Origin of the sequence: Alcaligenes sp. WGS1538 (assembly GCF_043187505.1) — a bacterium.
Classification (GTDB): Bacteria; Pseudomonadota; Gammaproteobacteria; order Burkholderiales; family Burkholderiaceae_B; genus Alcaligenes.
This window is the reverse complement of the sequence record NZ_CP171109.1, coordinates 2,921,682-2,946,442: the sequence shown is the minus strand read 5'-3', so window position 1 is coordinate 2,946,442 and position 24,761 is coordinate 2,921,682. Positions and strand designations below refer to the sequence as shown.

Genomic DNA, 24,761 nt, shown 5'->3' with positions numbered 1-24,761 from the left:
TCGGACCTAGCCGCGCGTTTCGAAGAAACGGGCCAGCCGGGCGGGCAGCCAGCCCATATTGCCGGGAAAACGGCCCGTGGTGAAACCCACATGCCCGCCTTCGGCGGGCTGATGCAGCAGGATGGAGTCCGAGCAGTCCTGCACGCCGGGCAGGCAGGACTGCGGCACGAAAGGGTCATTGCGGGCGTTGAGCACCAGCGTGGGCACCCGGATGTCGGGCAGCAGCGGCTTGCTGGAAGCGCGGGTCCAGTAGTCCAGCGCATTGCGAAAGCCGTGCATGGGGGCGGTGTAGATGTCGTCGAATTCGCGCAGCGTGCGCGCCTGGGCCAGGCGCACGGTATCGATCAGGCCCGGAAAGCGGCGCGCCTTGTCCTGCAGCTTGGTGCGCATGGTCTTCAGGAAGTAGGGCGAATAGAACCAGCGCCCCATGCGCGATTCGGACAGGTAACGGCCGCAGGTCACCAGGTCCAGCGGCACGGAAATGGACGCGCAGGCCTGCAGCCAGCCCGCCTTGTCGCCCGCCTCTCCCAGGAACTTGAGCATGGCGTTGCCGCCCAGCGACGTGCCGGCCGCGTGCCAGCGCGCATTAGGCAGGTGGCTGCGCACCGAGTCCAGAATGAAGCTGACCTCCTCCGAGTCCCCCGAATAGTAGGCGCGAGCCATGCGATTGGGAAAACCCGAGCAGCCCCGGAAGTGGGCGACCACCACGACCCAGCCGCGCGCCCGGAAATACTGGGCGATGGCCTGGATGTAGTGGCTGCGGCTGCTGCCTTCCAGGCCGTGGAACAGGACGAGGGCGTGGGTATCCGCGCTGGAGGGCAGGCTGGCCCAGTCTTCGGGCTGCAGCCAGCGCCGCGCGGCGGTGCGCGACAGATGGGCGTCGGCATGGGCCGTGGCGCCGCTGGCCAGCTTGTCGGCGAACAGTCCGGGTCCGGTCCAGTCCAGGTCCAGGAAGTCGCCGTCCGGCGTATCCAGGCGCTGGCGCACGAAGGCGATATGGTGATGGCGGGCGAAGAACGCGCCGTGTATGGTCTGCAGATGTCCGCCCGGCAGCCAGGCGGGCAGGGGGCAGGTGCTGGTATCCAGGCGAGCGCTCATGTTCAGGCGCCGCCGCAGGTGCGCGCGCCCGACGACGGGCGCCTGGCCCGTGCCGTCAGGGGCGGAGTGAAGGAGGGGGCGGGGTCCAACGATGCAACCGGATGGATCAGTGGCCGTGGACTTTCTCGCCTTCTTTCAGGCGGTAGCGGGCGCCGCAGTAGGGGCAGGCGGCTTCGCCGGTCTTGCTGATATCGATGTACACGCGCGGATGCATGCTCCAAAGCGGTGCCTTGGGACCAGGGCAGTGCACGGGCAGGTCGGCGGCTCCGACCATGATCAGTTCGTGCTCTGCTTTTTTGGGTTCGATAGCGGCGCTCATAGGGTTCCTGAAAAACGATAGACCAACGGATAGACAAGGTAGGGGCACGGCGGACGGCAGGCGCGCCTGGCGCCGCCGTTTCCCGGGTGCACAATCTGAAGATTGTACCAAGACGGCGCGTGTTTTTCGTGAACACGTGCCAAAGGACGACACAGGCCGATGTGCAGCAGCCGTGGCCTGCGCCCGCCATGGAGCGGCCGGGGGACAATTTGGGGTCCCGGGCGCCGCCAGCGGCGGTTTTACTCCTAAAATAACGAACCATAAGCAAAATAGCCGCAGCGGCCCGGGCCGCGCGGACATCCCGCATCAGGAGGGGGCGTGCAGGCCTTCACGAAAATATCCCGCCTGTTGCCCGGTCCCCAGGACCGCGTCAACATGCGCGAAGGATTCATCGATTTCATTCCGGCCCTGATCGCCACGGTGGTCTGGGGCTTCGTGACCGGCGTGGCCATGGTCAAGTCGGGCCTGAGCGGCCTGGAAGCCACCTTGATGACCTTGCTGGTCTATGCTGGCTCCGCCCAGCTGACGGCCCTGCCGCTGATCGAGTCGCACGCGCCCCTGTGGCTGATCTTCGCGGCGGGCTTCATCGTCAACATCCGCTTCATCATCTTCGGCGCCGCGCTGCAGCCGTTTTTCCGCCACCTGGACTGGAAGCGGCGCCTGGGGCTGGGCTACATCACCAGCGACATGGTGTTCGTGCTGTTCATGTCGCGCTACGGCGACGCCAAGGAACGAGGTTCGCGCGAGCATCTGTGGTATTACCTGGGCATCATCCTGCCGGGGTGGGTGAGCTGGCAGCTCGCCTCGCTGGCGGGCATCGTGCTCAGCGCCTATGTGCCTACCTCGTGGTCGCTGGAGTTCGCGGCCATCCTGGCCCTTCTTGCGCTGCTGATCCCGCTGGTCAACAACCGGCCCATGTGGGCCTGCCTGCTGACGGCCGGAGCCATTGCCTGGGTCGGCCAGCTGCTGCCCCTGCGCCTGGGGCTGGTGGCCGCGGTGCTCGGCGGAGTGCTCGCGGGCGTGGCGGCAGAACAACTGCAACGGCACAGGGACGCACGGCGATGAGCGATTGGCAGTATGATTGGTACGTTTTGGGTGCGATCGCCCTGCTGGTGTTGTGCAGCCTGCTGACCCGTACCGGCTATTTCATGTTCGGCGACCTGCTGCCCCTGACCGAGCGTATGCGGCGCGCCTTGCGCTATGCTCCGGTGGCCGCCCTGGTGGCGATCATCGTGCCGGAGCTTCTGCCCTGGGCGCCCGGCGACACTCCCCGATTGGATATCAAAGCGCTGGCCAGCCTGGTCGCCGTGCTGGTGTTCATCCGTACCCGCAATGCCGTATGGGTCATCGTGGCCGGCATGCTGGCTTTCTGGCTGATTCGCGCCGTCGTGGCCTGACGCCACAAATCCGATGGTTCATGCCCGCTTTCCTCTGTTGGACCGGCGGGCATAAGCTAAAATAGGGCTGTTACAAATGCTTGCCAATCATGAGCAAGCCGAATTTTTGCGTACATGACAGATAAAACTTCTTCGACCTCCGATACCGTTACTTTTGCTGATTTCGGTCTGCACCCTGGAATCCTGAGCGCCGTGCTGGACGCGGGATACTCCAAGCCCACGCCGATCCAGGCGGAAGCCATTCCCGTGGTGTTGGCCGGACGTGATGTCATGGGCGCCGCCCAGACCGGCACCGGCAAGACCGCGGCATTCTCGCTGCCCATCCTGAACCGGCTGATGGCTCATGCCAACACCAGCGCCTCGCCGGCGCGCCACCCCGTGCGCGCCCTGGTGCTGACGCCGACCCGCGAACTGGCCGACCAGGTCGCCGAAAGCATTGCGCTCTACAGCAAGTCCGTGCCGCTGCGTTCCGCGGTGGTGTTCGGCGGCGTGGACATCGGTCCCCAGAAGGAAGCGCTGCGCCGGGGCGTGGAAATCGTGATCGCCACGCCGGGCCGCCTGCTCGACCACATCGAGCAGCGCACCGTCAACCTGAGCCAGGTGGGCATCCTGGTGCTGGACGAGGCCGACCGCATGCTGGACATGGGCTTTCTGCCCGACCTGGATCGCATCGTCAGCCTGCTGCCCAAGAATCGCCAGGGCCTGCTGTTCTCGGCCACGTTCAGCAAGGAAATCCGCAAGCTGGCGCGCTCCTTCCTGAACGAGCCCGTGGAGATCGAGGTGGCCGCCCGCAACGCGACCGCCTCCACGGTCACGCAACTGATCTACCCCATGCCCGCGGACGACAAGCGTCGCGCCGTGGTGCACCTGGTCAAGACCAAGAAGCTGACGCAGACCATCGTCTTTTCCAACACCAAGATCGGCGCCGGCCAGCTGGCCCGCTACCTGGAGCGCGAAGGCATACGCGCCGAATCCATCCACGGCAACAAGAGCCAGCTGGAGCGCATGAAGGTGCTGGACGCCTTCAAGGGCGGCAAGGTGGACGTGCTGGTGGCCACCGACGTGGCCGCCCGCGGCCTGGACGTGGCCGGCGTGCCCTGCGTGATCAATTTCGACCTGCCCTACAATGCGGAAGACTATGTGCACCGCATCGGCCGCACCGGCCGCGCCGGCGCCTCGGGCGAAGCCATCGCCCTGATGTCGCCCGACGAGGAGAACCTGCTGCAGGATATCGAGAAGCTGATCGGCTCGGCCGTGCCGCGCGGCCGCCTGGAACTGCCTTCGGCTTCGGCGGGCAGCCGCAATGGCCGCCACGAGCGCGGCGAGCGCCGTTCCTACCAGCCCAGCACGCCGCCGGTGGACGAGTTCTTCCTGAAGCCTTACGAACCTTCCACCGCCGCGCCGGCCAAGCCCGCCGCCGCCGTGCGCAGCAATGCACCGCGCAAGCGTTCGGTGGGCGTGCTGCTAGGTGGCGGCCGCTACTAGGGCGCGCAGATCGCCGGGGCCGCCCGGCACAGTGGCGCTTTGCGCCGACACGCTGCGCAGCAGCCGCTCCAGATGCTCGATGTGGGGCAGCATGGGACCGTAGAACACGGTCCCATTTTCATTCTGGACCTGCAGGGTGGGGAAGTCCTCGATGTCCTCATCGCCCAGCAGCTCGGGCTGTTCCTCGATGTCGATCCAGACCAGGCAGGCCTGGGGCCATTGCGCGGCCAGGGCCTCGAAGGCGGGCTGGTACTGCTTGCAGGTCTTGCACCAGTCGGCGCAGAAACAGGCGACCAGCAGGGCGTCGGGGTGCTCTTGCAAATGCCGGGCCAGCGCCGGCAGTTCGAGGTGGGCGTTGAACAGGGCCATAATTTCATACAGACAAAGCGAAGTGACTATGTCTATGATAACCGGGTAATCGGCTGCACGCCTTCGCGCCAGCCTCGCCGCTCGCGGCGGGGTCGAGCGGGCCTGCACCGATGCGGCGCCCTGAGCGCCCCCATATCGTGGCGAAGAAGCTCCGGCCGCAAGGCCGGCGTTCTTCATCTTGCCCAGCAGGAGCCTTATGTCCGATTCTTCTTCCTTTTCGACCGCGCCGGCCATTTCGGGAGGCTGGTTCAGCGTGTCCACCGCCTTCAAGCGAGCATTGGTATCGCAACTGCAGCCGCGCATGCTGCTGGCCCTGGTCATGCCGTTCGCCATCATGCTGCTGGGCCTGGTCCTGCTGACCTGGCTGCTCTGGACGCCTATACAGGGCTGGCTGACACAGGTCCTGAGCGATTGGAATGCCTTCGAAAGCGTGGACCAGTGGCTGATCGGCCTGGGCCTGTTCTCCATCAAGCTGTATCTGGTGCCGCTGCTGGCCATCGGCATTCTCCTGCCCCTGGCCGGCGCCGTCGGGCTGGTGATCGCGGCGGTGCTGGTCATGCCGCTGGTGCTGGGGCACCTGCAGCAGAAGGATTATCCGGACGTGCTCAAGCACGGCCACAACGCCACGGTCTACAGCGTCTGGAACAGCGTGTGGGTGGGCGTGCTGTTCGTGGTCGGCTGGCTGGTGACGCTGCCTTTGTGGATCTTTCCGCCCTTTGCCCTGATCCTGCCCGTGCTCTGGTGGGTGTTCGCCCTGACCCGCATCCTGAAGGTGGACTCGCTGGTCGAACACGCGGACGTGCGTGAACGCCGCCTGTTGTGGAGCGGCCTGAATCGGCAATACTGGCTGATCGGCCTGATCTTCGCCCTGCTGAATCTGCTGCCGCCCGCCTGGCTGGTGCTGCCGGTGTTCTCGGCGCTGGTATTCGCCCATTTTTCCCTGGAGAACCTGCGGCGCCTGCGCCGCCAGGCCGTGTCAACCGCTTCGCATCCCGTCATCGACCATGAGCAATAAAGGCCAACAGAAAATCCGCTTGATCATCATAGGCGACGAAATCCTGTCGGGTCGTCGCCAGGACAAGCATTTTTCCAAGCTGATCGAATTGCTGTCGCAGCGCGGCCTGCAACTGAACGGCGCCGAGATCGTTTCCGACGACCTGGACGATATTGCCGCCGTGCTCAAGCGCAGCTTCGCCACCCCGGACATCGTCTTTTGCTGCGGCGGCATAGGCGCCACTCCGGATGACCAGACCCGCCAGGCGGCGGCAAAGGCGCTGGGCGTGGAGTTGCGCTTGCATCCCGAGGCGGCGCTGCTGATCGCCGAGCGCTGCGCCGACAATGAGCGCAATGGGCAAGGCAGCGCCGACATGACGCTGCCCGAGAACCAGCAGCGCCTGCAAATGGGCGTGTTCCCCGTGGGCGCGGACATCGTCCCCAATCCGTACAACAAGATCCCGGGGTTTTTCATCAACAATCACACCTTCATGCCCGGTTTCCCGGTCATGGCCTGGCCCATGATGGAATGGACGCTGGACACGCGCTACCAGTCGCTGCACCACCAGGTACAGCGCGTGGAACACTCCTTTCTGGCCTTCAACCTGCCCGAGTCGCGCATCACGCCGGCCCTGGAGCATCTGGAGCTGCAATGGCCGGGCGTCAAGGCCTTCAGCCTGCCCAGCGTGGGCGAGACGGGCGGCCAGCCGTACATCGACCTGGGCGTCAAGGGCGATCCGGACCAGGCGACCCAGGCGCTGGACTACCTCAGGCAGCAGGTTCTGGATCTAGGCGGAAGTCTGACGCCCATGCAAAAATAGGGCTTGCCAAGTCGGACTCCGTTCCATATTATGGGAATTGTTGCGCTGCATCAAAGATCCCTACCAACAATGACAACAAGCTCTTCTACGACCCAAAGCGCTTCCGCCGCCAACGGAAACCAGATGTCCATCCAGGTGCTGGAGCGCGCCATGATTCTTCTGGACGAGCTGGCCAAGCAGTCCGAGCCCGTCGCACTGAAGAACCTGGCTGCGGCCACCGGCCTGCACACATCCACCACCCACCGCATCCTGAATGATCTGGTGGTGGGCCGCTACGTGGAACGCGTGGACAGCGGCCTGTACAGGCTGGGCATGCGCCTGCTGGAACTGGGCTCGCTGGTCAAGGGGCGGCTGAATGTGCGCGCGGCCTCGCTGGAACCCATGCGCGAACTTCACAAGCTGACCGGGCAGACCGTCAATCTGTCGCTGCAGCAGGGCGACGAGATCGTCTATGTGGAGCGATCCTGGAGCGAAAGCTCGGGCATGCAGGTGGTGCGCGCCATCGGCGGCCATGCGCCGCTGCATCTGACTTCAACCGGCAAACTGTTTCTGGCTTCCTGGGAGCCGCGGCAGGTGCGCGCCTACGTCATGCGCACCGGCCTGGCCGGCGCGACCCGCAACAGCATCACCCAGCTCGATACGCTGGAGCGCGAACTGGCGCAGGTGCGCCGTCACGGCTATGCGCGCGACAACGAAGAACTGGAGATGGGCGTGCGCTGCATCGCGGCCGGCGTCTACGACGACACCGGCAAGCTGCTGGCCGGCCTGTCCCTGTCCGCGCCGGCCGAGCGCATGCACGACGAATGGATCCCCATCCTGATGTCCACGGCGGCCAAGATCTCCGAGACGCTGGGGTACGACGGACAGCACTAGAATGGCGGCCGGTCCGGCTTAAGTGCTTGTTCTGTTGTCTTTTTCCTGTCATCTGGGCTGCGTATACTCAAATAAGAAAGCCCTTATGAGTATTATTACGTTGCGACGCAGCAATTTTCATTGACATTGATCTGAATTGGTTTTACATTGAAATTGTTGCGGTGCAACATGGAAGGTTTGCCTTGTGTAGCAGTGAATGGGCCGGGCCTTCTTAGACCGAAGTCTGCTATTTCCTGTCTCCAAACTTAGCGCCAGCCTGATCCACGGCGGCGCACCACCGAGGAAAACATCATGAGCGCAATTCCACAAAACGTACTGGAAACCCAAAAAGCAACCCTGGACAATCTGTTCGCCGTGCAAGGACAGCTGTTCCAAGGCTTTGAAAAGCTGATCGACCTGAACCTGAGCATACTGCGCTCTTCCCTGGAAGACGCCGCCAGCAAGTCCCAGCAGGCCATCAACGTGAAGGACGTGCAGGACGTGGTCGCCCTGACGCAAAGCGTGGTGCAGCCCAATGCCGAAAAAGCTCTGCAGTACGGCAAGAGCGTGTACGACATCTTCTCCAACGTCCAGCTGAACCTGTCCCGCATCGCCGAGTCCCAGATTGCCCAGGGCCAGCAGCACGTCACCGAAACCATCGATCAACTGGCCAAGAACGCGCCTACCGGCACGGAAAGCGCCGTGGCCCTGCTCAAGACCTCCTTCGCCACGGCATCCAATGCCGCCGAAACCGTGGTCAAGGCAGCCCGTCAGGCCGTCGACGCCGCCGACAACAACATCCAGGCCGCCACCAACGCCAGCCTGAAAGCGGCTGCCCAGGTCAGCGAAGCCGGCAGCAAGTCGGTTGAAGCCGCCGCTTCGGCTGCCGCCGCAGCCGCCCCTGCCGCCGGCAACCGCCGCGGCGCCAACGCCAACTAAGCCATGCCGTCCGGCCTTCGGGCCAGGATGGAAAAAGCCAGCTCATCGAGCTGGCTTTTTTTTGTCGCCGCGGGCGGGCGCACGCCGAAGGGCCCGCATGCGCATGAGGCTTTACAGGGCGCGCACGCACTCCGAAATGAGCGCCGGGCCTTTGTAGATCAGGCCGGTGTACAACTGCACGGCCTGGGCGCCGGCCTGTATTTTCTCCTGGGCCTGACGGCCTGATTCGATGCCGCCCACGCCGATGATGGGGAAATCGGGCCCCAGCCGTTCACGCAGGCGGGAAATGACCTTCAGGGACAGTTCGTGCACAGGAGGGCCCGATAGCCCGCCTTGTTCCTGCGCATGGGGCTGGCCCTGCACCGCCTCGCGGGACAGCGTGGTGTTGGTGGCGATGATGCCATCCAGCCCCTGGCCGGGAACCGTGTCGGCGACGGCATCGATCTGGTCCTGGTCCAGGTCGGGCGCGATCTTGACCACGATGGGCACATAGCGGCCGTGCTCGTCGGCCAGTTGCCTGCGCAAGTCCTGCAGCGCGCCCAGCAGGCGGGCCAGCTCGTCCTGGCCCTGCAGGGCGCGCAGATTCTTGGTGTTGGGCGAGGAAATGTTGACCGTCACGTAGTCGGCATGGGGATAGACGGCGCGCAGGCAGGTCAGGTAGTCGTCCTGGGCCTGCTCGATGGGGGTGGTGGCGTTCTTGCCGATATTCAGGCCCAGGATGCCGCCCTGGGAACGGTAGCGGCTGCTGCGCACGTTCTGGATGAAAGTGTCCAGGCCGTGGTTGTTGAAGCCGAAGCGGTTGATCAGGGCATTGGAGCCGGGCAGGCGGAACAGGCGCGGCTTGGGGTTGCCGGGCTGGGGCTTGGGCGTGACGGTGCCCACTTCCACGAAGCCGAAACCCAATGCGCCCAGCGCATCGATGTGCGCGCCGTTCTTGTCCAGGCCGGCCGCCAGGCCCACAGGGTTGCGCAAGGTCAGCCCCATCAGTGTCAGCGGCTTGGCGGGCAGGTCTTTCAGGAGCGAGCCCAGCAGCGGGGTGCTGTGGGCGCAATGCAGGGATTTGAGCGTCAGTTCGTGGGCGTGTTCGGCATCCAGGCTGAACAGCACCCGTCGAGCCAGAGGATAGAGGCTGAATAAGGCGGACATGCGGGCAGATGAGAAGGACGTTAGGCCGGCCATTCCCAGCGGCCGTTGACGAGCAGCTGGTAGGGGCGAAAGCGGGTTTTGTACGTCATTTTACGGCTTTCTTCGATCCAGTAGCCCAAATACAGCCAGGGCAGGGATTCCTGGCGGCAGTATTCCAGCTGCCAGAGGATGGCGTAGGTGCCCAGGCTGCCCGCATCGTCCGGATCGAAGAAGGTGTAGACGGCCGACAGCCCGTCCTGCAGCAGGTCGATGACGGAAACGATCTTCAGCACGCCGTCCGGATCGCGGAATTCGACCAGGCGGGAACTGACGTGGCTGGCCAGCAGGAACTGCGCGTATTGGGACTGGTTGTCTTCGTCCATGCCGGCGCCGGGGTGCCGGCTGGACTGATAGCGCCGGTACAGCCCGTAGTGATCGGCGTTCCAGTGCAGGGGCAGAACCCGGGCCTGCAGCGTGCCGTGCCGCTTGAGGGTGCGGCGCTGCGTGCGGTCCGGATGGAAATGCAGTGCGTCGCAGCGCAGGGGCTGGCAGGCCTGGCATTGGTCGCAATAAGGGCGATAGGTGAAGGTGCCGCTGCGCCGGAATCCCTGCTGGACCAGTTTGGAATACACCTTGTCGTTGATCAGGTGGGAGGGCGCGGCAACCAGCGAGCGGGCCTGGTGGTCAGGCAGATAGCTGCATCCGTAACTGGCGGTGGAGTAAAACTGCAGCGTCTGGGGACTGGGGGCTTTGGGGTGGCTCATGCGGATCTACCATGCGTGACAGATCCATTATGGGACGCCCGCGTTGAGCTAGCAAGCGGGCTCTTCCCGCAGGCGCATGCGACCCTGCGGCCAGGCGGGCGGCGTTTCGGGCAGCGCCCGGGCCAGGGCGTTCAGAAAATCGTCCCGGGGCACGGGACGGGCGCCCAGGCTGGCCAGGTGCCGGGTTTCCTGCTGGCAGTCGATATGGCGCACTCCGGCGCCCTGCAGGAAGTCCACCAGATGGGCCAGGGCGATCTTGCTGGCGTCCGTGCGCAGCGCGAACATGGATTCGCCAAAGAAGAAGCGGCCCAGGCTGACGCCGTACAGGCCGCCGGCCAGCTGGCCGTCCATCCAGGTCTCGATGCTGTGGGCGTGGCCGGCGCGGTGCAGGGCCCCGTAGACCTGCCGGATCTCGGCGCTGATCCAGGTGCCGGCCTTGGCTCGCAACGCGGCGCAATGAGCGATCACCTGGTCGAAGGCCTGGTTGCAAGTGACGGCGACGGGAGCGTCGGGTTCGTGCTGGCGGCGGCGGATCTGGCGCAGCTTCTTGGCCAGCGAGCGCGAGACGCGGAATTCCCGGACATCGAGGACCATGCGCGGGTCGGGACACCACCACAGCACGGGGTCGCCCGGGCTGTACCAGGGAAACATGCCCTGGCTGTAGGCTTCCAGAAGGCGGGGCACGCTCAGGTCCAGTCCGGCGGCGACCAGCCCTTCAGGCGTGGCCTGCGCGGGGCTGGGCAGGGCCTGGTCCGGGGCGACCCAGACGAGCGTCATGGCCGGTTGTGTTCGCGTTGCGCGATGTCGAATTCGTGGATCTGGAAGCGGCCCGCGCGACGATCCTGCACGTAACGCTGCAAGGTGGCCGAGACGGTGCGAAAGGCCAGATTGTCCCAGGGGATCTCGTCCAGGTGGAAGAAGCGCGCCTCCAGGGTCTCGGGACCGGGGTCCAGGACCTCGCTGGTGACCGTGGCCAGGAAATACACGTGCACCTGCTCGGCGTGCGGCACGCTGATGACCGTGAAAAGCGATCCAGGCTCGACCTGCGCGCCGGCTTCCTCGCCCATTTCGCGCAGGGCGCCCTGCGCCAGGGTTTCGCCCAGCTCCATGAATCCGGCGGGCAGGGTCCAGGTGTTGTAGCGCGGTTCGATGGCGCGGCGGCACAGCAGAACCTGATCCTCGCCCCACATGGGCACGATGCCGACCACGTTGCGCGGATTCTGGTAGTGCACGGCGCCGCAGTGTTCGCAGACATCGCGCATGCGGTTGTCATCGGGCGGGATGAGGCGGGACAGCTTGGCTCCGCATTGACTGCAGAAATTCTGGGCGCGCGGCGCGGGGAAATAAAAGGAGGCGGAAGGCTGGGTCATGCAAACAGTTCGGTGGACGGTTCAAATGGGATCTGTCTCTGGGAATGCAATATACGCCAATTCCCGCGCGGGGGACACGGCTGCGGACCAGATGACAAGGGGGCGGGGCGCTGGATAGGCGGACGTGCGCCAGCCCTCGCTGCGCTGCGGCCGGCCTGTGTCCAGGTCGCCCAGCCCCCGGCCCCGGCCGTCGTGCAATTGATCCGCCAGGGCAGGCAGGTCGCGGCCGGCCAGCAGGGCCGGGCCGCGCTGCGTCTGGAGATACAGCCAGCCTTGTGCGCTCAGGTACCACGCCAGCACCTGCTCGACCAGCTGCCCGGCCTGATCCTGGAGATGCACGCCGTCGGGCGCCAGATGCAGGACGAGGGGGGCGCCGTCCAGGCGCACGAATACTTTCTGGGGGCCGTTCTGGACGTACCAGCGTCCCTGTTCGTCGGCCTGATAGTTGCGGTTCAGGAAGTCGAGCAGTCCGGCGTGCGTGATCAGTTCGCCCGAGGTCGGCGGATGCTGCAACGCATCGCCGCGAGGGTGGTGGCGCCAGCGTCCCGCATGATCCAGGGACAGCCAGCCGCTGACTGCCGGCACGTCCGGCCATTTCCGCATGGCCCGGATGACTGCTTCATCCATGGCCGGCTCAGTGGACCAGCTTGCGCTGGGCACGCTGCAAGACGCGCAAGGCGGCGCGGGCGTGCTCGGGCACGGTTTCCTGGGCCCAGCTCTGGCAGAGCGCGCGCACCCATTCAGGCTGGGATTTGGCGGCGTCGTTGAGCCAGTTGGCCACGGAGTCCTGGACATAGATGGAGCTGTCGTTGCGCAGGGCTTCCAGGATGGGCAGCGCCGCCGCCGGATTGATCTTGAAGTCGGCGATGTGCGGGCACCAGACGCCGCGCGGCCTGAGGATTTCACAGCTGAAGCGCCGCAGCCGTTCGGACGGAGACAGGCTCCAGTCGCGCAACTGCTCCACCGCCAGGGATGGCGCGGCAACGACGTAGGGGCGCAAGGCCAGCCAGGACCATTCCCGCACGCCGAAATGTTCGTCGTTGGCCAGCGGGGCTATTTTGTCCAGTCTTTCGCGCAGCGAGAGCGCCGGCAGCTCGGCGATGATGAAGCATGCCCAGCCGCGCACGGTATCGGACACGTGGGTCTGCAGATAGGCGGTGATGCCTTGCCCGTATTGCGCCAGCAGCACGTTCGCCATCTGCTTCATGCGCTGCAGTATGCCTAGCTCCTGGGCCTTGAGCGCGGCGGTCAGCGAATGGGGCGAAAGGTCGGGCAAGGCATGCCGGGCCAGTACGGCGTGATCGATGGCGAGCGCCTCGACAAGGGTCGCGCTGGGAACCTGGCCTGCATTGAGGGTTTGCAGCAGGGACGGGGAAATATCCCTAAGCCGGGTAGCTCCTTTGCGCGCTGGTGTGTGGGTCATGGATGAATGGTTTGACAGATTTGTCCTCGAGGACGTTGCCCTGTAGAGCCTCGGACAGCAGACTGGACAGGCGTTGGCGCAGCTCTTCTGGTAAGTAGGCAAAGACGCCGGAAAGCCATTCCGTATAGTAAGGCAGTAAATGATCGCACAATTCCTGTCCCGCTTCAGTCAATTTGACGGTCAGCACGCGACGATCGGCGCTGTTGTTCTGACGAATCAGCAATTGTTGTTGTTCCAGGCCGTCGAGCAGCCCGGTGATGGTGGCCCGGGTCACGCCGGCCTGCTCGGCCAGCAGCGCCGGACTCAGCCCGTCGGGATGGCGGCTGAGCAGGAACAGCAGGATCAGGCGGCCTTCGGACAGGCCGAAGTCATTCAGCAAGGCGCTGGAGGCCCGGTTGATGCTCGAGGCCAATGAAAGTATGCGCAGGCAAAGCTCCACATCCTGAGTCTTGGGATGCGCCTGACGTTGGGTTTCAGCCAGGATGGTCTGGTATTTCAGTTCAAGTAGGTTCATAGTGCCGTGCCAATTCAGTAGGTCGCGGTTGAATCAGTAAACGTCCTGGAAAAGAACAACAAAACCGGGCGACGCGCGGATTGTTTTCGTTTATTCCTGTGCGGCTGCTTTTGTTGTGGATTTTTTGTCTTGTTTTTGAATTTCATTTTTTCTGATTTAAACATCTTTTATTGATTTAAAATTTTCATTTAGTAAAATAAAACCTGTTTTTTTAAGCGCCGACGGTTTAGGTTTTGTATCGGAATGGATAAGGGAATTTCGTAAGCGGCTGTAGGGAGGCGCAAGCGCCGCGCCGCCGCTTTGGCGCAGGTGCCGCGGGCCTTGCGCCAGCCAGGTTTTCGCTTGCAGGCGCGTTTGTCCAGGTGCGCGGGCCTGAAGAGTGATGCAATCACGCAACGCCGGACGGGGCTGCGCGGGATGAGGGACAGGCGGCGGGACGCCCATGCACAGGGGCGCGGCCGGATGCGCCGCCGTCAGGCAGGCGCGTGCAAGCCCCTCTTTGTGCAAGAAAAACGGCAAACGGCCTGGCGGTCCTGCGTCCGGCGTTTACAATGGTTACAGCGCTTCCCGAGCTCGACGATGCCTTCAAACAAGGCGGTTGGACCATTCATTCCGCGCAGCAGATTGCAAAGTGGCCCGTTTTTGACGGGCCTTTGCTTTCAGGAACCGGATATAAGCATTTTCCGAAGGTTCCTTGCGGTATTTGCCAGCATGTCCCCGAGCCCCTGCCAAGTTCGCAAGAAATGGCAGGGCTTTGGTTCGCTTGAACGCCGGGCCCGGACATGAAGCGTGTCAGAAAAACTTTGCTATCGTTATTAAGGAAACGAAGGAATTATGAGTCAGTTCCGTATCGAACATGATTTACTGGGTGACCGTGAAGTCCCCGACGAAGTCTATTATGGTGTTCACACCTTGCGCGCCAAGGAGAATTTCCACATTACCGGTACGCCGATTTCTACCTACCCGGAACTGATTAAAGCCCTGGCCATGGTCAAGCAGGCCGCCGCCCAGGCCAACTTCAAACTGGGGCTGCTCAGCGAAGAGAAGCACAACGCCATCGTGACCGCCTGCCGGGCCGTGGCCGACGGCGCCTTGCACGAGCATTTCGTGGTCGACATGATCCAGGGCGGCGCGGGCACTTCCACCAACATGAATGCCAACGAGGTGATCTGCAACCTCGCGCTGGAGAGCATGGGCCACAAGCGCGGCGAATATCAGTACCTGCATCCGAACGAAGACGTGAACATGGCGCAAAGCACCAACGACGTCTACCCCACGGCCCTGCACGTCGCGGCCTACCGCTCGCTGGACCCTCTCTTCGCAGCCATGGAGCGCCTGCGCGACGCCTTCCTGGCCAAGTCCGAGGAATTTTCCTCCTACATGAAGATCGGCCGCACGCAGCTGCAGGACGCCGTGCCCATGACCCTGGGCCAGGAGTTCAAGGCGTTCGCCACCATGGTCAATGAAGACATCGTGCGCCTGAAAGAGTCGCGCAAGCTGATGTGTGACGTGAACCTGGGCGGCACGGCCATCGGCACCGGCATCACGGCGCACCCCGACTACGCTGCGCTGGCCGTCTCCTACCTGTCCGATATTTCTGGCGTGGAGCTGCGGGTGGCAGGCGACCTGATCGAGGCGACCCAGGATTGCGGCGGCTTCCTGCACCTGTCCGGCGTGCTCAAGCGCACGGCCGTCAAACTGTCCAAGCTGTGCAACGACCTGCGCCTGCTCTCGAGCGGCCCGCGCGCCGGCATGGGCGAAATCCACCTGCCCGCCGTACAGGCCGGCTCCTCCATCATGCCCGGCAAGGTCAATCCCGTGATTCCGGAAGTGGTGAACCAGGTGGCCTTCGAAGTGATTGGCGCCGACATGACGGTGACCATGGCGGCCGAAGCCGGCCAGCTGCAGCTCAATGCCTTCGAGCCCGTGATCGCGCACTCCCTGTTCCGCAGCATGTCCTTGCTGACCAATGCCTGCGATACGCTGACCAAGTTCTGCGTGGTCGGCATCACTGCCAACCGCGAATGCCTGGAAGTCAACATCGAGCGTTCGATCTCCCTGGTGACGGCCCTGAATCCGTTCATCGGCTACAAGGCGGCGACCTCCGTGGCGGCCGAGGCCTTCAACACCGGCACCAATATCCGCGACGTCGTGCTCAAGCGCGGCCTGATGGGCGCCGAGGAACTGAACGAAGCGCTGCGCGCCGAGTTGCTGATCCAGCCGCGAGACCTGCGCGCTGCTGATCCAGTCTGAAACAGGCCTTGACGCGGACAAGCCCGGATCTTTTCCGTGTCGGCCTGAAAATGCCTCCTGACGGGAGGCTTTTTTTATGCCTGGCGCAAACGTGCGGGCATGGTAAGGTTTGGCATTGCTGGCGATGGGGGAGCGGCACAGATGGAGTCCTTTTATGGTGTGGTGGCGGTCGGTGCCGTGCTGGCCGGGTTCGTGCAGGGCCTGTCGGGCTTTGCCTTCGGCCTGGTGGCCATGTCGTTCTGGGCGTGGTTCCTGGAGCCGCAGCTGGCCGCGGCCCTGGCGGTCTGCGGCGCCTGGACGGGCCAGATGCTGGCCGCGCTGACCCGCCGCCGGGCTTCGTACTGGGGAACGCTGATGCCGTTCCTGGCGGGCGGGGTGCTGGGCGTGCCCCTGGGGACGTGGCTGCTGCCCATGCTCGACGCCCAGCTCTTCAAGGTGTTCCTGGGCGCGCTGATGGTGATCTGGTGCCCCATCATGCTGGTCTCGGGCCGCCTGGGGCAGGTCTCGGTGCGCAGCCGCGCGGTCGACGGCCTGGCGGGCCTGGCCGGCGGGGTGATGGGCGGCCTGGGTGGCTTCACGGGTGTGATCCCGACGCTGTGGACCACCATGACGGGGCTGCCCAAGGACGAGCAGCGCGCCGTGATCCAGAACTTCAACCTGGCAACCCTGTCGGTGACCCTGCTGGCCTACCTGGCCACGTCTTCCATACAGCCCGGCATGCTGCCGGCCATCGCCGTGGTCGTGCTGGCCGTGGTGCTGCCGGTGCTGGCCGGCGCGCGCCTGTACGTGGGGATCAGCCAGCAGGCATTTCGCATCATCGTCCTGAGCCTGCTGACGCTCTCGGGCGTGGCCATGCTGGCGTCCGCCTTGCCGCCGGTGCTGGCCAGGCTGGGCTAGGCGCTTCTGCGCTAGGGTAATGCTCTATGGCGCCGGACGTGGTTTGGCCGTCATAATGAGAATCGGCATCGGGAGCGCATTTCGCCCTCCTGCCATCTGGAGCAGAGCCCATGAGAGTTCTGGGGTTTCAATTGTTGTTCGGCGATCACCTGGCGCGCAGTGTGCGGGGAGTGTCCTGCGCGCCTCCCGAAAAAGCCTGACCCAAGCGTCCGCGTTTTTTCACATAGCCCAAGCAGTTGGAGTCTCACATGACTGATCTGTTCGACAACCCCATGGGTCTGATGGGGTTTGAATTCATTGAATTCGCCGCCCCCACGCCCGGCGTCCTGGAACCCGTATTCGCGATGATGGGGTTCACCAAAGTAGCGGTGCACCGCTCCAAGAAAGTCTCGCTGTACCGCCAGGGCGAGATCAACCTGATACTGAACGAAGAGCCCAAGAGCCACGCCGCTTATTTTGCCGCCGAGCACGGTCCTTCGGCCTGCGGCATGGCCTTTCGCGTGCGCGACGCCCACAAGGCCTACGAGCGCGCCCTGGAGCTGGGCGCCCAGCCCGTGGACATTCCCACCGGCCCCATGGAACTGCGCCTGCCCGCCATCAAGGGCATAGGCGGCGCGCCCCTGTACCTGATCGACCGCTATGGCGAAGGCAGCTCCATCTACGACATCGATTTCGTCTACCTGGACGGCGTGGACCGCCACCCCGAGGGCGCGGGCCTGAAGTACATCGACCATCTGACGCACAATGTCTACCGCGGCCGCATGGCCTATTGGGCCCAGTTCTACGAACGCCTGTTCAATTTCCGCGAGATCCGCTACTTCGACATCAAAGGCGAGTACACGGGCCTGACCTCCAAGGCCATGACCGCGCCCGACGGCAAGATCCGCATTCCGCTGAACGAGGAATCCTCCAAGGGCGCGGGCCAAATCGAAGAGTTCCTGATGCAGTTCAACGGCGAAGGCATCCAGCACGTGGCCTTCCTGACGGACGATCTGATCGGCACCTGGGACAGGCTCAAGGCGTTGGGCATGCGCTTCATGACGGCGCCGCCCGCGACCTACTATGAAATGCTGGAAGGCCGCCTGCCCGGCCATGGCGAGCCGACCGCCGAGCTGCAAAGCCGCGGCATCCTGCTGGACGGCACCTCCGAAGGCGGCCAGCGCCGCCTGCTGCTGCAGATCTTCTCCGAGACCCTGCTCGGGCCGGTGTTCTTCGAATTCATCCAGCGCAAGGGCGACGACGGCTTTGGCGAAGGCAACTTCAAGGCGCTGTTCGAATCCATCGAACGCGACCAGTTGCGCCGCGGCGTCCTAAAAACGGAATAGCCCATCGGCAAGCCCATGAAAAACCGCCCTTCGGGGCGGTTTTTTTTGGGGCTGTGCAAAATGTCAACGCACCGGCGGCTGCAGGATGCGGTACAGGTCCAGCATCAGGTCGGACTGGGTGATCATGCCCGCCAGGCGGCGCTCGTCGTCCACGATGGGCATGTGGCGGTGGCGGCCCTGGCTGAACAGGGGGATGAGGTCGGCCACCGACATGTTCTGGTTCGCCGTGGCGACCGGCGTGGTCATGACGTCGGCCACGGTGGGGGTCGGGCGCTGTCGAGGAGCCAGGAAGTGGCGCAGCCGCTGGCGCAGGGTGTCGGGCTTGTCCAGTCCGGCGCGCCTCAGGAAGTCCGACAGGGTCAGGATGCCGATGACGTGTCCGTCCTGGTCCAGCACGGGCAGGGCCTTGATGTTGCGTTCGCGCATCAGGTCCCAGGCCTGCTGCAGCGGCATGTCGGCCTGGGAGGTGACGGGCGAGGCGTTCATCAGCGTGGCGCAGCGCCGGGTGCCCAGGTTGCGGCGAAAGGCGGACTGGTGCACGAAGCCGACCAGTTTTTCCAGGTCGTCGTGGCTGATGTTCAGGGTCTGGTTGTAGTGGCTCAGGGCGGCGTCGTAGTCCTGGTCGATGAAGCGCGGCGTCGTGTGGGAGGGCGGCGCATGGATCTTCAGCGAAGGCGGGTAGGGCACGCCGGTCAGGCGGTTGTAGATCATGCCCAGCAGCACCAGCACGCAGGAATCGAAAAGCACCGGGAAGACGGCGAAATGGTAGTCCTGGATGCCGTTCAGCGCCGGGAACACGGCCATGGCGATGCTGGGCGGATGTACGGAGCGCAGCGCCAGCATCAGCAGCATGGCCACGCACACGGCCACGGAGATGGAGGCGATGGGATGAGGCAGCAGGATGGCGCAGGTGATGCCGGTCAGCGCGCCGACCAGGTTGCCGGCCAGAATGTTCCAGGGCTGGGCCAGAGGGCTGGTGGGCACCAGGAAGATCAGCAGGGCGCTGGCGCCCAGCGAGGCCACCAGCCAGTGGTGAGCCTCCGCATAATTGGCGAAGGACAGGCTGAGCCAGGAAGTGATGAGCACGCCCAGCGTGGCGCCCAGGGTGGCGCGCAGCATTTCGGTGCGGGGAATGGCCAGCGATCTGGGGCGCAGGCAGGAAAGCCAGTGGCGGAGTGAAGCGGTCATGCCGGAGGGGATGAAGGACGGAACCAGTCGGCAATGATACTCCGATCAGGCGGCGCTCAGGGCCGCGGCAGGCGCCGGATGCCGTCGCCGGCCGGCGGCGCGCGCCGTTCGGTCGCCACGGACTGTGGAACACCGTCCACGGTGACGGTGATGTGATCGCGCTGCAGGGAATGCAGCACCACGCCCGGCGCCAGCTCCTGCCCCTGGCGATAGGCGCGGACCGGCTGCTGGTTGATGCCGAGCAAGGCGGCGCCGCTGCCGGCGCTGGTGATCATGCCATGCAGGCGCAGCTCCGGCAGCGCCGTGGCGCCGCCGAACCACGAGGCGAGCGCCTGCGTACCCTGGCGCTCGGCGGGCGTATCGTTGAGCAGGGGGGATGGGCGGGCCGGCCGGCAGCCAGAGATCGAGGGCGAGTGCGCCCAGGGCCAGCGCGATGCCGGCCTGGCACAGGCGCACCCACAGATATGACGGAAATATGGCGGAAATAATACCCATCTAGACTGCGTTCCATCGAGGTTCGGCAGGCAGCCGCAGTCGGCTGCCCATGCCGCAGCTATTTTGAGCGTGGCCCATGAAGCCCGTATGACAAGCCCGCCGGGTTTTTTACTTCGTCCGCATAATTCATGTTTCGAATTTACACACTACAACAGAAAGAAGGCAGGCCGTCCGCGCCGCCGTGCCGGCCCCATCCCCAGAAGGGCTTTTCGCTGATCGAGGTCATGGTGGTCGTGGTCATCATGGGCATCATGGCCGCGCTCGTGGTGCCCAGCCTGATGGACAGGCCCGATCAGGCCCGCATCGTGGCCGCCCGCCAGGACATCGCGGCCCTGACGCAGGCCCTGAAACTGTACCGGCTGGACAACGGCCGCTATCCATCCACGGCGCAGGGGCTGGCCGCCCTGCATGAACGGCCCGCCCAGCCTCCGGAACCCCGCAACTGGCGTCCCTACATGGACCGCCTGCCTCAAGACCCCTGGGGCAATCCGTACCAGTACCTGCAGCCCGGCGTACGCGGCGAGATCGATGTGTTCTCGCTGGGGGCGGACGGCCGGCCGGGAGGCGAAGGGACCGATGCGGACATAGGCAATTGGGACTGATGCCGTGCAGCGGGGATTCTCCCTGATCGAAACCCTGGTGGTGCTGCTGATCGTGGGCATTGTCAGCACGGCCGGCCTGAGCGTGCTGGTCCTGGACCGGGCCGAGGGCGTGCAGGGCGATGCCCGGCAGCTTGTCCTGCGATTGGCCCAGGCGCAGGCCTATGTACGCGAGAGCGGGCACGCCGTGTCCTGGACGGCGGATGCGCAGGGCTACCGTTTCCGCCTGCATGCCGCAGCGGTCGCGACGCCGGGGGCGCAGGAAGGCGCCGCGCGGGACCGCGACCGTTTTGCACAGCTGTTCCCGGAGCGCCGCTGGAGCGCCCAGGCCTTGAGAGTACGCATGGAGCCCGCCGGGCCTTGGCTGTTCGTCAATGAATGGCTGTCGGCGCCGCGCCGGCTCGAGCTGGACGATGGGCGCCAGGTGCTTCATGTGCGCAGCGACGTCAACGGCCGCTTCGCGGTGCAGCCATGAGCGAGCGCGGCATGACGCTGGTGGAAGTGCTGATCGCCCTGGCCATCGTCGCCGTGGCGCTGACGGCGGGTCTGCGCGCCCTGGGGCTGAGCGCATCCGGCAGCCAGGCCATGCAGCAGCGCAGCGCCGCCTTGCTGGCGGCGGACGCCGTCCTGGCGGAGATGCGCCTGCGCCGGCTGTTCCCCGAACCGGGCCAGTCCACCGTGCCCTGTCGCCAGGGGGAACTGTCCCTGCAATGCCGGCAGACGGTGCAGGCCACGGCCAATCGCCATTTCCGCCAGGTGACCGTGCAGGCCTTCCTGCCCGAAGGCCCCGTCCTGGCCGAACTGCACGCCACGCTGGCGTCCCTGCCATGAGGCCCGCCGTGCAGCATGGGTTCACGCTGGTGGAGATGATGGTCGCCTTGACCATCCTCGCCCTGATCAGCGTCATGTCCTGGCGCGGCCTGGATGCCGTCTTGCGCGCCGACGAGCAGCTGGGCGCGCAGGCAGCCCGGACCCAGGCCCTGTTCAATGCCCTGTCCCAGATGGCGCGGGACCTGGAGCAGCATGTGCAGGCCCCGGCGCAATCCGAAGGCGGAGCGGTGGCCGCGCTGCCCGCCAGCATACGCTGGCAGGCCGAGGGCCAGGGGCCTGCGATGTTGCTGATCGAGCGCCGCGCCGATCAAGGCGCGGGCGCGCAGCAGATCCAGTGGCGTCTTCAGGACGGCCGCCTGCAACGCGCGGCGGGACTGGGCGGTCTCGCCTATCCGCTGCCTGAACCGGGCCCCTTGTTCGACGTGCTGGAGCCGGTCAGCGCCTGGAGCCTGAGGATCTGGATACCCGCCCGAGGCTGGCAGAGCTGGCCCTGGCCTCAGGAGGTCGGCGCGGCGGCGACCGGCATCGAGTTGTCCTTGCGTCTTGGAGACGACGAGCACCCCTACCGCAAAGTGGTGATGCTGCCATGAGCGTGGCGCGCCAGGCCGGGATGGCCGTGATCAACGCGCTTGTGGTGGTCATGGCGGTATCGCTGGCGACCATGGCCATCGTGCAGCGGCAAAGTTCATTGGCCGTGCAGCTGGCCAGCGAGCGCGATCATCTGCAGGCCAGCTGGCTGCTGCGCGGCGCCTTGGACTGGGGCCTGCTGGTGTTGAGGCTGGATGCGCAGCGTTCGGCCGTCACGCAGGCGGGCGGTCTGTGGGCCCAGCCCTTGCAAGAGTTGAAAGTGGAAACTCCGGACAAATCGCGCGCGGCGTATTTCTCGGGGCGCATCGAGGACGAGCAGGGCAAGTTCAACCTGGCCGGGCTGGCTCTCCAGGGCCGCATCCAGCCCACGGCCGTGCAGGCCTTGGAGCAATTGTTGCGCAGCCTGCGGCAAGCCGAAGGGCTGGCGCTGCCGATGGCGCGACAACTGGCGCAGGCTCAGTCCGGTCAGGGGCCCTGGCCGCGCCATGTGGCGGATTTCCTGCCGGGCGACCAGGATCAGGCTGCGCGGCTGGCGCCATACCTGACGTTTCTGCCGCAGGCCGTGGCCGTGAACGTGAACACGGCCAGCGCGCCGGTCCTGGCGGCCCTGCAGCCCGAGGTCAGCCTGGCGGAGTGGCGCAGCCTGCTGGCGCAGCGCGACCGGGGCGGCTGGTTTCGCGATACGGCTGATGTGCTCGCGCGTCTGCAGCGTCAGCAGCCGCTGGCGGGCGCGGCGCTGGCGGTGCGCAGCGAATGGTTTCTATTGAGCGGCGAGCTGCGGCTCGACCACAGCCGGGTGGCGACGCAGGCCCTGATACATCGGGTTCCCGATCGCAGCCGCATTGTCTGGATTCGTTGATTGATGAAGAACGTGTTACGCCTCTATCTGGATTCGCCCTCGGGCCTGGCGGGCGCTCCCGTGCTGGACTTCGTCCTGCGGGACCGGCGCGGGCAGGTGCTGCGCCGCGGACGCGCCGCGCTGGAGGAACTGAGGGAGCAAGGTCTGGCGCGCGCGGTCGAGCTGATTCTGCCGCCGGACCTGGCGACGGCTACGCAGATCCGCATCCCGGCAGTCAGCGCCGCGCGCCGGACCGCGGTCGTGAACAGCGCTGTCGAACCTTTGTGCCTGAGTCCCCTGGAGCAGGTCTGGGTCGCCTGCGGCCGGCGCCTGGAAACCGGGCTGGCGGACGTCGCCTGGGCGGAGCGCGCACACTTGCTGGCCCTGGGCGGGCAGGCGCGGGCGGCGGGCCTGTCCGTGAGCGGCGTCTATGCCTGGTCCGAGCGTCATGCCCAGGATCGCGCCGGCCAGGGCGACGCGGTGCTGGTGTCCGACTGTTCCTTGCTGATGCCGGACATGGCCGCCCAGGGAGGACAGGCGGTTTTTGTGCGCCTGGCCCTGTGGGGACTGGCCGCCGTGCTGGCCTGGGCGCTGGTCTGGCAGCAGCAGGCGCGCAGCCTGCGGCAGGAGGTCCGGAGCGCCCGGACGCAGATGGAGCAATCCCTGCGCCAGGCCCTGCCGCAATTGCCCGTGGTGGTCGCGCCGCTGGTCCAGGCCCGCCAGCATCGCGACGCCTTGCTGGGCGAGCAGGGCGGGGCGCCGGCTTTGTTCGATCGGCTGCTGCTGGGCGCGGCGGCTCAATGGCCTTCCCTGGAAGGACGGGTGCGGGCGCTGAACTTCAAGGATGGCGCGCTGGGCCTGGTTCTGGCTTCGGACGCGGCCCTGGAGCCGGCGGCAGCGGATTCGGAACTGCAATGGCAGGCGGGGGACTCGCCTCGCGAGTTGCAGCTGCGCATGAGGAAAGCGCCCGGGGCGGGAGGACAGCCATGAACTGGATTGACCGCCGGTGGCCGGCATGGCGGCAGGCCGCGCAGGCCAGGGCCGCGGAAGCGGTGCAGCGTTGGCGCCAACTGAGCCGCCGCGAGCAGAGGGCCTTGCTGATGCTGGCCGGGGCGACGGCCGCGCTGGCCCTGTGGATGTTGCTGTTGCGACCCGCATGGCGGGACATGGCGCAGGCCCGCAAAGAGCTGCCGCGCCTGCAATACGAACAGGCAGAACTGCAGGCCGTGCTGGACCAGATCCGCGTGCTGGAGCAACAGGCCGGTCAGACTCCCGTCGAGCAGGGGCAGGACAAGGCGCTGGAGCGCAGCTTGCAGGTCCTGGGAACGCAGTGTCGCGTGCAGGCTGGACAGACGCGCGTGGTGGCCTGCCAGTCGGCCCCTGCCGCCGCCCTGATGGATTGGCTGTTGCGCTATCCGCGCCTGCTGGGGCTGGAGGTGCAGGCGCTGGAACTGACTCGTTCGGTGGTGGACAGCCGTGAAAGGCCCGGCCTGCTGGACGGGCGCATCGAACTGCGCGCAGGGGCATCCTCATGAGGGCCGTCGGACGAGTGCTGGGGGTGGCGCTGATCCTGGCGCTGGTCATGGCGGCGGCGGTTCCCTTGCTGCCGGCCCGCCTGCTGCTGGCCTGGCAGCCCGAGCAGGCCTTGCTGCGGCTGGTCAGCGCGCACGGCAGCCTGGCCTCGGGCCAGGGGCTGCTCAGCGTGGGATCGGGCCGTCTGGCCCGGACCATCCCAGGCCCTTTGAGCTGGCAGTGGCGGCTGGCGCCCTGGCCGCAGCTGGAGCTTGGCCATGTCTGGCTGGAGCAGCCGGTGCGTGTGCAGGCCGGCTTGCAAGGCTGGAGCCTGTCGGGGCAGACCTTGAACCTGCCCGCCTCGGTGCTGGGCCGCTTGCATCCTTTATTGCAGACAGTGCAGCCGCTGGGCGAGCTGAGCCTGCGCTGGCCCAGCCAGGCGCTGGGTTCGGCGACGGGCGCCGTGCTGGAGCTGGACTGGCGCGCCGCCCGTTCCGCTCTTTCCGGCGATGCCGAACTGGGCCATTACCAGTTGGCGGTCAGCCGCCAGGGCAGCGGCTTGCAGCTGTCCCTGCGCACCCTGTCCGGCGATCTGACGCTGGCGGGTCAGGGACAGTGGACGACGGGGGGGCTGCGCTTCGACGGCAAGGCCAGGCCGGCGCGCGCGGACGACGGCCGCTTCACGGAATTGCTGGCCGTCCTGGGACCTCAAAGCCAGGGCGTGACGCACTGGCGCATTGCCACAACGACTACGACACAGGAATAA

31 protein-coding genes are annotated in these 24,761 nt (G+C 65.6%); 18 read left to right on the top strand and 13 right to left on the bottom strand.

The features are described from left to right. Positions 1–6 precede the first annotated feature (6 nt). Both ACF3ND_RS13690 and ACF3ND_RS13685 read right to left on the bottom strand, forming a co-directional pair. Entirely contained in the window at positions 7–1,098 is a 1,092-nt protein-coding gene (locus tag ACF3ND_RS13690) for a YheT family hydrolase (RefSeq protein ID WP_394061323.1), read from the bottom strand. A gap of 106 nt (positions 1,099–1,204) precedes the next feature. Further along, positions 1,205–1,417, bottom strand: a complete 213-nt coding sequence (locus ACF3ND_RS13685) for a zinc-finger domain-containing protein (RefSeq protein WP_394061321.1) — start codon at positions 1,415–1,417, stop codon at positions 1,205–1,207. Between the two features lie 375 nt (positions 1,418–1,792). On the opposite strand from ACF3ND_RS13685, the gene ACF3ND_RS13680 reads away from it, so the two are divergent. From ACF3ND_RS13680 to ACF3ND_RS13670, 3 genes are all read left to right on the top strand, one after another. Next, the gene (locus tag ACF3ND_RS13680) at positions 1,793–2,482 is read left to right on the top strand and encodes an AzlC family ABC transporter permease (RefSeq protein ID WP_394065845.1); all 690 of its coding nucleotides are present in this window, start codon (positions 1,793–1,795) and stop codon (positions 2,480–2,482) included. Further along, on the top strand, positions 2,479–2,814 hold the full coding sequence (locus ACF3ND_RS13675) for an AzlD domain-containing protein (RefSeq protein ID WP_394061319.1): 336 nt from the start codon (positions 2,479–2,481) through the stop codon (positions 2,812–2,814). Before ACF3ND_RS13680 ends, ACF3ND_RS13675 begins: the two co-directional genes overlap by 4 nt. Positions 2,815–2,928: 114 nt before the next feature. Further along, positions 2,929–4,299 (top strand): DEAD/DEAH box helicase, encoded by a 1,371-nt coding sequence (locus tag ACF3ND_RS13670; RefSeq protein WP_394061317.1) that lies wholly within the window; start codon positions 2,929–2,931, stop codon positions 4,297–4,299. Here ACF3ND_RS13670 and ACF3ND_RS13665 read toward each other — a convergent pair. Continuing rightward, positions 4,279–4,668, bottom strand: coding sequence for a thioredoxin family protein (locus tag ACF3ND_RS13665; RefSeq protein ID WP_394061315.1), 390 nt, complete (start codon positions 4,666–4,668; stop codon positions 4,279–4,281). The genes ACF3ND_RS13670 and ACF3ND_RS13665 overlap by 21 nt on opposite strands. A gap of 196 nt (positions 4,669–4,864) precedes the next feature. Here ACF3ND_RS13665 and ACF3ND_RS13660 point away from each other — a divergent pair, with 196 nt between their 5' ends. The 4 genes from ACF3ND_RS13660 (at position 4,865) to ACF3ND_RS13645 (ending at position 8,273) form a co-directional block, all read left to right on the top strand. Continuing rightward, positions 4,865–5,683 carry an EI24 domain-containing protein gene (locus ACF3ND_RS13660; RefSeq protein ID WP_394061313.1) on the top strand — a complete coding sequence of 273 codons (819 nt, stop codon included), beginning with the start codon at positions 4,865–4,867 and terminating at the stop codon, positions 5,681–5,683. Continuing rightward, the gene (locus ACF3ND_RS13655; protein ID WP_394061311.1) at positions 5,673–6,482 is read left to right on the top strand and encodes a competence/damage-inducible protein A; all 810 of its coding nucleotides are present in this window, start codon (positions 5,673–5,675) and stop codon (positions 6,480–6,482) included. Before ACF3ND_RS13660 ends, ACF3ND_RS13655 begins: the two co-directional genes overlap by 11 nt. Positions 6,483–6,605: 123 nt before the next feature. After that, a complete protein-coding gene (locus ACF3ND_RS13650) occupies positions 6,606–7,355 on the top strand; it encodes an IclR family transcriptional regulator (protein WP_394061309.1) in 750 nt (249 codons plus the stop codon). 291 nt (positions 7,356–7,646) lie between these two features. Beyond that, on the top strand, positions 7,647–8,273 hold the full coding sequence (locus tag ACF3ND_RS13645) for a phasin family protein (protein WP_394061307.1): 627 nt from the start codon (positions 7,647–7,649) through the stop codon (positions 8,271–8,273). A 111-nt stretch (positions 8,274–8,384) separates the two neighbouring features. On the opposite strand, the gene ACF3ND_RS13640 is transcribed toward ACF3ND_RS13645, so the two are convergent. The 8 genes from ACF3ND_RS13640 to ACF3ND_RS13605 form a co-directional block, all read right to left on the bottom strand. Further along, on the bottom strand, positions 8,385–9,419 hold the full coding sequence (locus ACF3ND_RS13640) for a quinone-dependent dihydroorotate dehydrogenase (RefSeq protein WP_394061305.1): 1,035 nt from the start codon (positions 9,417–9,419) through the stop codon (positions 8,385–8,387). A 20-nt stretch (positions 9,420–9,439) separates the two neighbouring features. Then, a complete protein-coding gene (locus ACF3ND_RS13635; protein ID WP_394061303.1) occupies positions 9,440–10,162 on the bottom strand; it encodes an arginyltransferase in 723 nt (240 codons plus the stop codon). Positions 10,163–10,210: 48 nt separating this feature from the next. Then, entirely contained in the window at positions 10,211–10,939 is a 729-nt protein-coding gene (aat, locus tag ACF3ND_RS13630; RefSeq protein WP_394061301.1) for a leucyl/phenylalanyl-tRNA--protein transferase, read from the bottom strand. After that, on the bottom strand, positions 10,936–11,532 hold the full coding sequence (locus ACF3ND_RS13625) for an NUDIX hydrolase (RefSeq protein ID WP_394061299.1): 597 nt from the start codon (positions 11,530–11,532) through the stop codon (positions 10,936–10,938). The genes aat and ACF3ND_RS13625 overlap by 4 nt, the downstream gene beginning before the upstream one ends. Before the next feature lie 21 nt (positions 11,533–11,553). Next, a complete protein-coding gene (locus ACF3ND_RS13620; RefSeq protein ID WP_394061297.1) occupies positions 11,554–12,159 on the bottom strand; it encodes a DUF2946 family protein in 606 nt (201 codons plus the stop codon). A gap of 7 nt (positions 12,160–12,166) precedes the next feature. Then, the gene (locus tag ACF3ND_RS13615; protein ID WP_394061295.1) at positions 12,167–12,955 is read right to left on the bottom strand and encodes a DNA alkylation repair protein; all 789 of its coding nucleotides are present in this window, start codon (positions 12,953–12,955) and stop codon (positions 12,167–12,169) included. Continuing rightward, complete coding sequence (locus tag ACF3ND_RS13610; protein WP_394061293.1) at positions 12,915–13,469, bottom strand: MarR family winged helix-turn-helix transcriptional regulator; 555 nt, start codon at positions 13,467–13,469, stop codon at positions 12,915–12,917. Before ACF3ND_RS13610 ends, ACF3ND_RS13615 begins: the two co-directional genes overlap by 41 nt. Positions 13,470–13,625: 156 nt before the next feature. Next, positions 13,626–13,988: a hypothetical protein gene (locus tag ACF3ND_RS13605; protein WP_394061292.1), complete on the bottom strand. Its 363-nt coding sequence runs from the start codon at positions 13,986–13,988 to the stop codon at positions 13,626–13,628. Positions 13,989–14,303: 315 nt separating this feature from the next. On the opposite strand from ACF3ND_RS13605, the gene aspA reads away from it, so the two are divergent. The 3 genes from aspA to hppD all read left to right on the top strand — a co-directional run bounded on the left by aspA (position 14,304) and on the right by hppD (position 17,944). After that, a complete protein-coding gene (gene aspA, locus ACF3ND_RS13600; protein ID WP_394061290.1) occupies positions 14,304–15,722 on the top strand; it encodes an aspartate ammonia-lyase in 1,419 nt (472 codons plus the stop codon). Positions 15,723–15,863: 141 nt separating this feature from the next. After that, positions 15,864–16,619 carry a sulfite exporter TauE/SafE family protein gene (locus ACF3ND_RS13595; RefSeq protein WP_394061288.1) on the top strand — a complete coding sequence of 252 codons (756 nt, stop codon included), beginning with the start codon at positions 15,864–15,866 and terminating at the stop codon, positions 16,617–16,619. Positions 16,620–16,867: 248 nt separating this feature from the next. Further along, positions 16,868–17,944 carry a 4-hydroxyphenylpyruvate dioxygenase gene (gene hppD, locus ACF3ND_RS13590; protein ID WP_394061286.1) on the top strand — a complete coding sequence of 359 codons (1,077 nt, stop codon included), beginning with the start codon at positions 16,868–16,870 and terminating at the stop codon, positions 17,942–17,944. A gap of 63 nt (positions 17,945–18,007) precedes the next feature. On the opposite strand, the gene ACF3ND_RS13585 is transcribed toward hppD, so the two are convergent. Together ACF3ND_RS13585 and ACF3ND_RS13580 are read right to left on the bottom strand one after the other, a co-directional pair. Beyond that, positions 18,008–19,132: an HPP family protein gene (locus ACF3ND_RS13585; RefSeq protein ID WP_394061284.1), complete on the bottom strand. Its 1,125-nt coding sequence runs from the start codon at positions 19,130–19,132 to the stop codon at positions 18,008–18,010. A gap of 56 nt (positions 19,133–19,188) precedes the next feature. Then, positions 19,189–19,407, bottom strand: a complete 219-nt coding sequence (locus tag ACF3ND_RS13580; RefSeq protein ID WP_394061282.1) for a hypothetical protein — start codon at positions 19,405–19,407, stop codon at positions 19,189–19,191. A gap of 348 nt (positions 19,408–19,755) precedes the next feature. Between ACF3ND_RS13580 and gspG the strand changes: the two genes are divergently transcribed. From gspG to gspN, 8 genes are read left to right on the top strand one after another with little or no spacing between them, the layout of a single operon-like run. Next, positions 19,756–20,229, top strand: a complete 474-nt coding sequence (gene gspG, locus ACF3ND_RS13575; protein ID WP_394061280.1) for a type II secretion system major pseudopilin GspG — start codon at positions 19,756–19,758, stop codon at positions 20,227–20,229. A 4-nt stretch (positions 20,230–20,233) separates the two neighbouring features. Continuing rightward, positions 20,234–20,701 (top strand): prepilin-type N-terminal cleavage/methylation domain-containing protein, encoded by a 468-nt coding sequence (locus tag ACF3ND_RS13570; protein WP_394061278.1) that lies wholly within the window; start codon positions 20,234–20,236, stop codon positions 20,699–20,701. Beyond that, positions 20,698–21,057: a type II secretion system minor pseudopilin GspI gene (gspI, locus tag ACF3ND_RS13565; protein WP_394061276.1), complete on the top strand. Its 360-nt coding sequence runs from the start codon at positions 20,698–20,700 to the stop codon at positions 21,055–21,057. Before ACF3ND_RS13570 ends, gspI begins: the two co-directional genes overlap by 4 nt. Further along, on the top strand, positions 21,054–21,647 hold the full coding sequence (gspJ, locus tag ACF3ND_RS13560; protein ID WP_394061274.1) for a type II secretion system minor pseudopilin GspJ: 594 nt from the start codon (positions 21,054–21,056) through the stop codon (positions 21,645–21,647). Before gspI ends, gspJ begins: the two co-directional genes overlap by 4 nt. Continuing rightward, positions 21,644–22,504, top strand: coding sequence for a type II secretion system minor pseudopilin GspK (gene gspK, locus ACF3ND_RS13555; RefSeq protein ID WP_394061272.1), 861 nt, complete (start codon positions 21,644–21,646; stop codon positions 22,502–22,504). Before gspJ ends, gspK begins: the two co-directional genes overlap by 4 nt. A gap of 3 nt (positions 22,505–22,507) precedes the next feature. After that, positions 22,508–23,473 (top strand): hypothetical protein, encoded by a 966-nt coding sequence (locus ACF3ND_RS13550; protein WP_394061270.1) that lies wholly within the window; start codon positions 22,508–22,510, stop codon positions 23,471–23,473. Beyond that, positions 23,470–24,018: a type II secretion system protein GspM gene (gene gspM, locus ACF3ND_RS13545; RefSeq protein WP_394061269.1), complete on the top strand. Its 549-nt coding sequence runs from the start codon at positions 23,470–23,472 to the stop codon at positions 24,016–24,018. The genes ACF3ND_RS13550 and gspM overlap by 4 nt, the downstream gene beginning before the upstream one ends. Continuing rightward, complete coding sequence (gspN, locus tag ACF3ND_RS13540; protein ID WP_394061267.1) at positions 24,015–24,761, top strand: type II secretion system protein N; 747 nt, start codon at positions 24,015–24,017, stop codon at positions 24,759–24,761. Before gspM ends, gspN begins: the two co-directional genes overlap by 4 nt.

Excerpts from the sequence above, each read along its gene's own strand:
- gspI (WP_394061276.1), top strand. The coding sequence starts at position 20,698 with ATGAGCGAGCGCGGCATGACGCTGGTGGAAGTGCTGATCGCCCTGGCC.
- ACF3ND_RS13665 (WP_394061315.1), bottom strand. The coding sequence starts at position 4,668 with ATGGCCCTGTTCAACGCCCACCTCGAACTGCCGGCGCTGGCCCGGCAT.
- ACF3ND_RS13585 (WP_394061284.1), bottom strand. The coding sequence starts at position 19,132 with ATGACCGCTTCACTCCGCCACTGGCTTTCCTGCCTGCGCCCCAGATCG.
- ACF3ND_RS13675 (WP_394061319.1), top strand. The coding sequence starts at position 2,479 with ATGAGCGATTGGCAGTATGATTGGTACGTTTTGGGTGCGATCGCCCTG.
- ACF3ND_RS13645 (WP_394061307.1), top strand. The coding sequence starts at position 7,647 with ATGAGCGCAATTCCACAAAACGTACTGGAAACCCAAAAAGCAACCCTG.
- gspG (WP_394061280.1), top strand. The coding sequence starts at position 19,756 with ATGTTTCGAATTTACACACTACAACAGAAAGAAGGCAGGCCGTCCGCG.
- gspK (WP_394061272.1), top strand. The coding sequence starts at position 21,644 with ATGAGCGTGGCGCGCCAGGCCGGGATGGCCGTGATCAACGCGCTTGTG.
- ACF3ND_RS13670 (WP_394061317.1), top strand. The coding sequence starts at position 2,929 with ATGACAGATAAAACTTCTTCGACCTCCGATACCGTTACTTTTGCTGAT.
- ACF3ND_RS13550 (WP_394061270.1), top strand. The coding sequence starts at position 22,508 with ATGAAGAACGTGTTACGCCTCTATCTGGATTCGCCCTCGGGCCTGGCG.
- gspN (WP_394061267.1), top strand. The coding sequence starts at position 24,015 with ATGAGGGCCGTCGGACGAGTGCTGGGGGTGGCGCTGATCCTGGCGCTG.
- hppD (WP_394061286.1), top strand. The coding sequence starts at position 16,868 with ATGACTGATCTGTTCGACAACCCCATGGGTCTGATGGGGTTTGAATTC.
- ACF3ND_RS13615 (WP_394061295.1), bottom strand. The coding sequence starts at position 12,955 with ATGACCCACACACCAGCGCGCAAAGGAGCTACCCGGCTTAGGGATATT.
- ACF3ND_RS13580 (WP_394061282.1), bottom strand. The coding sequence starts at position 19,407 with ATGATCACCAGCGCCGGCAGCGGCGCCGCCTTGCTCGGCATCAACCAG.
- ACF3ND_RS13680 (WP_394065845.1), top strand. The coding sequence starts at position 1,793 with ATGCGCGAAGGATTCATCGATTTCATTCCGGCCCTGATCGCCACGGTG.
- gspM (WP_394061269.1), top strand. The coding sequence starts at position 23,470 with ATGAACTGGATTGACCGCCGGTGGCCGGCATGGCGGCAGGCCGCGCAG.
- ACF3ND_RS13655 (WP_394061311.1), top strand. The coding sequence starts at position 5,673 with ATGAGCAATAAAGGCCAACAGAAAATCCGCTTGATCATCATAGGCGAC.
- ACF3ND_RS13635 (WP_394061303.1), bottom strand. The coding sequence starts at position 10,162 with ATGAGCCACCCCAAAGCCCCCAGTCCCCAGACGCTGCAGTTTTACTCC.
- aat (WP_394061301.1), bottom strand. The coding sequence starts at position 10,939 with ATGACGCTCGTCTGGGTCGCCCCGGACCAGGCCCTGCCCAGCCCCGCG.
- ACF3ND_RS13685 (WP_394061321.1), bottom strand. The coding sequence starts at position 1,417 with ATGAGCGCCGCTATCGAACCCAAAAAAGCAGAGCACGAACTGATCATG.
- ACF3ND_RS13660 (WP_394061313.1), top strand. The coding sequence starts at position 4,865 with ATGTCCGATTCTTCTTCCTTTTCGACCGCGCCGGCCATTTCGGGAGGC.
- ACF3ND_RS13650 (WP_394061309.1), top strand. The coding sequence starts at position 6,606 with ATGTCCATCCAGGTGCTGGAGCGCGCCATGATTCTTCTGGACGAGCTG.
- ACF3ND_RS13620 (WP_394061297.1), bottom strand. The coding sequence starts at position 12,159 with ATGGATGAAGCAGTCATCCGGGCCATGCGGAAATGGCCGGACGTGCCG.
- ACF3ND_RS13595 (WP_394061288.1), top strand. The coding sequence starts at position 15,864 with ATGGAGTCCTTTTATGGTGTGGTGGCGGTCGGTGCCGTGCTGGCCGGG.
- gspJ (WP_394061274.1), top strand. The coding sequence starts at position 21,054 with ATGAGGCCCGCCGTGCAGCATGGGTTCACGCTGGTGGAGATGATGGTC.
- ACF3ND_RS13610 (WP_394061293.1), bottom strand. The coding sequence starts at position 13,469 with ATGAACCTACTTGAACTGAAATACCAGACCATCCTGGCTGAAACCCAA.
- ACF3ND_RS13640 (WP_394061305.1), bottom strand. The coding sequence starts at position 9,419 with ATGTCCGCCTTATTCAGCCTCTATCCTCTGGCTCGACGGGTGCTGTTC.
- aspA (WP_394061290.1), top strand. The coding sequence starts at position 14,304 with ATGAGTCAGTTCCGTATCGAACATGATTTACTGGGTGACCGTGAAGTC.
- ACF3ND_RS13690 (WP_394061323.1), bottom strand. The coding sequence starts at position 1,098 with ATGAGCGCTCGCCTGGATACCAGCACCTGCCCCCTGCCCGCCTGGCTG.
- ACF3ND_RS13625 (WP_394061299.1), bottom strand. The coding sequence starts at position 11,532 with ATGACCCAGCCTTCCGCCTCCTTTTATTTCCCCGCGCCGCGCGCCCAG.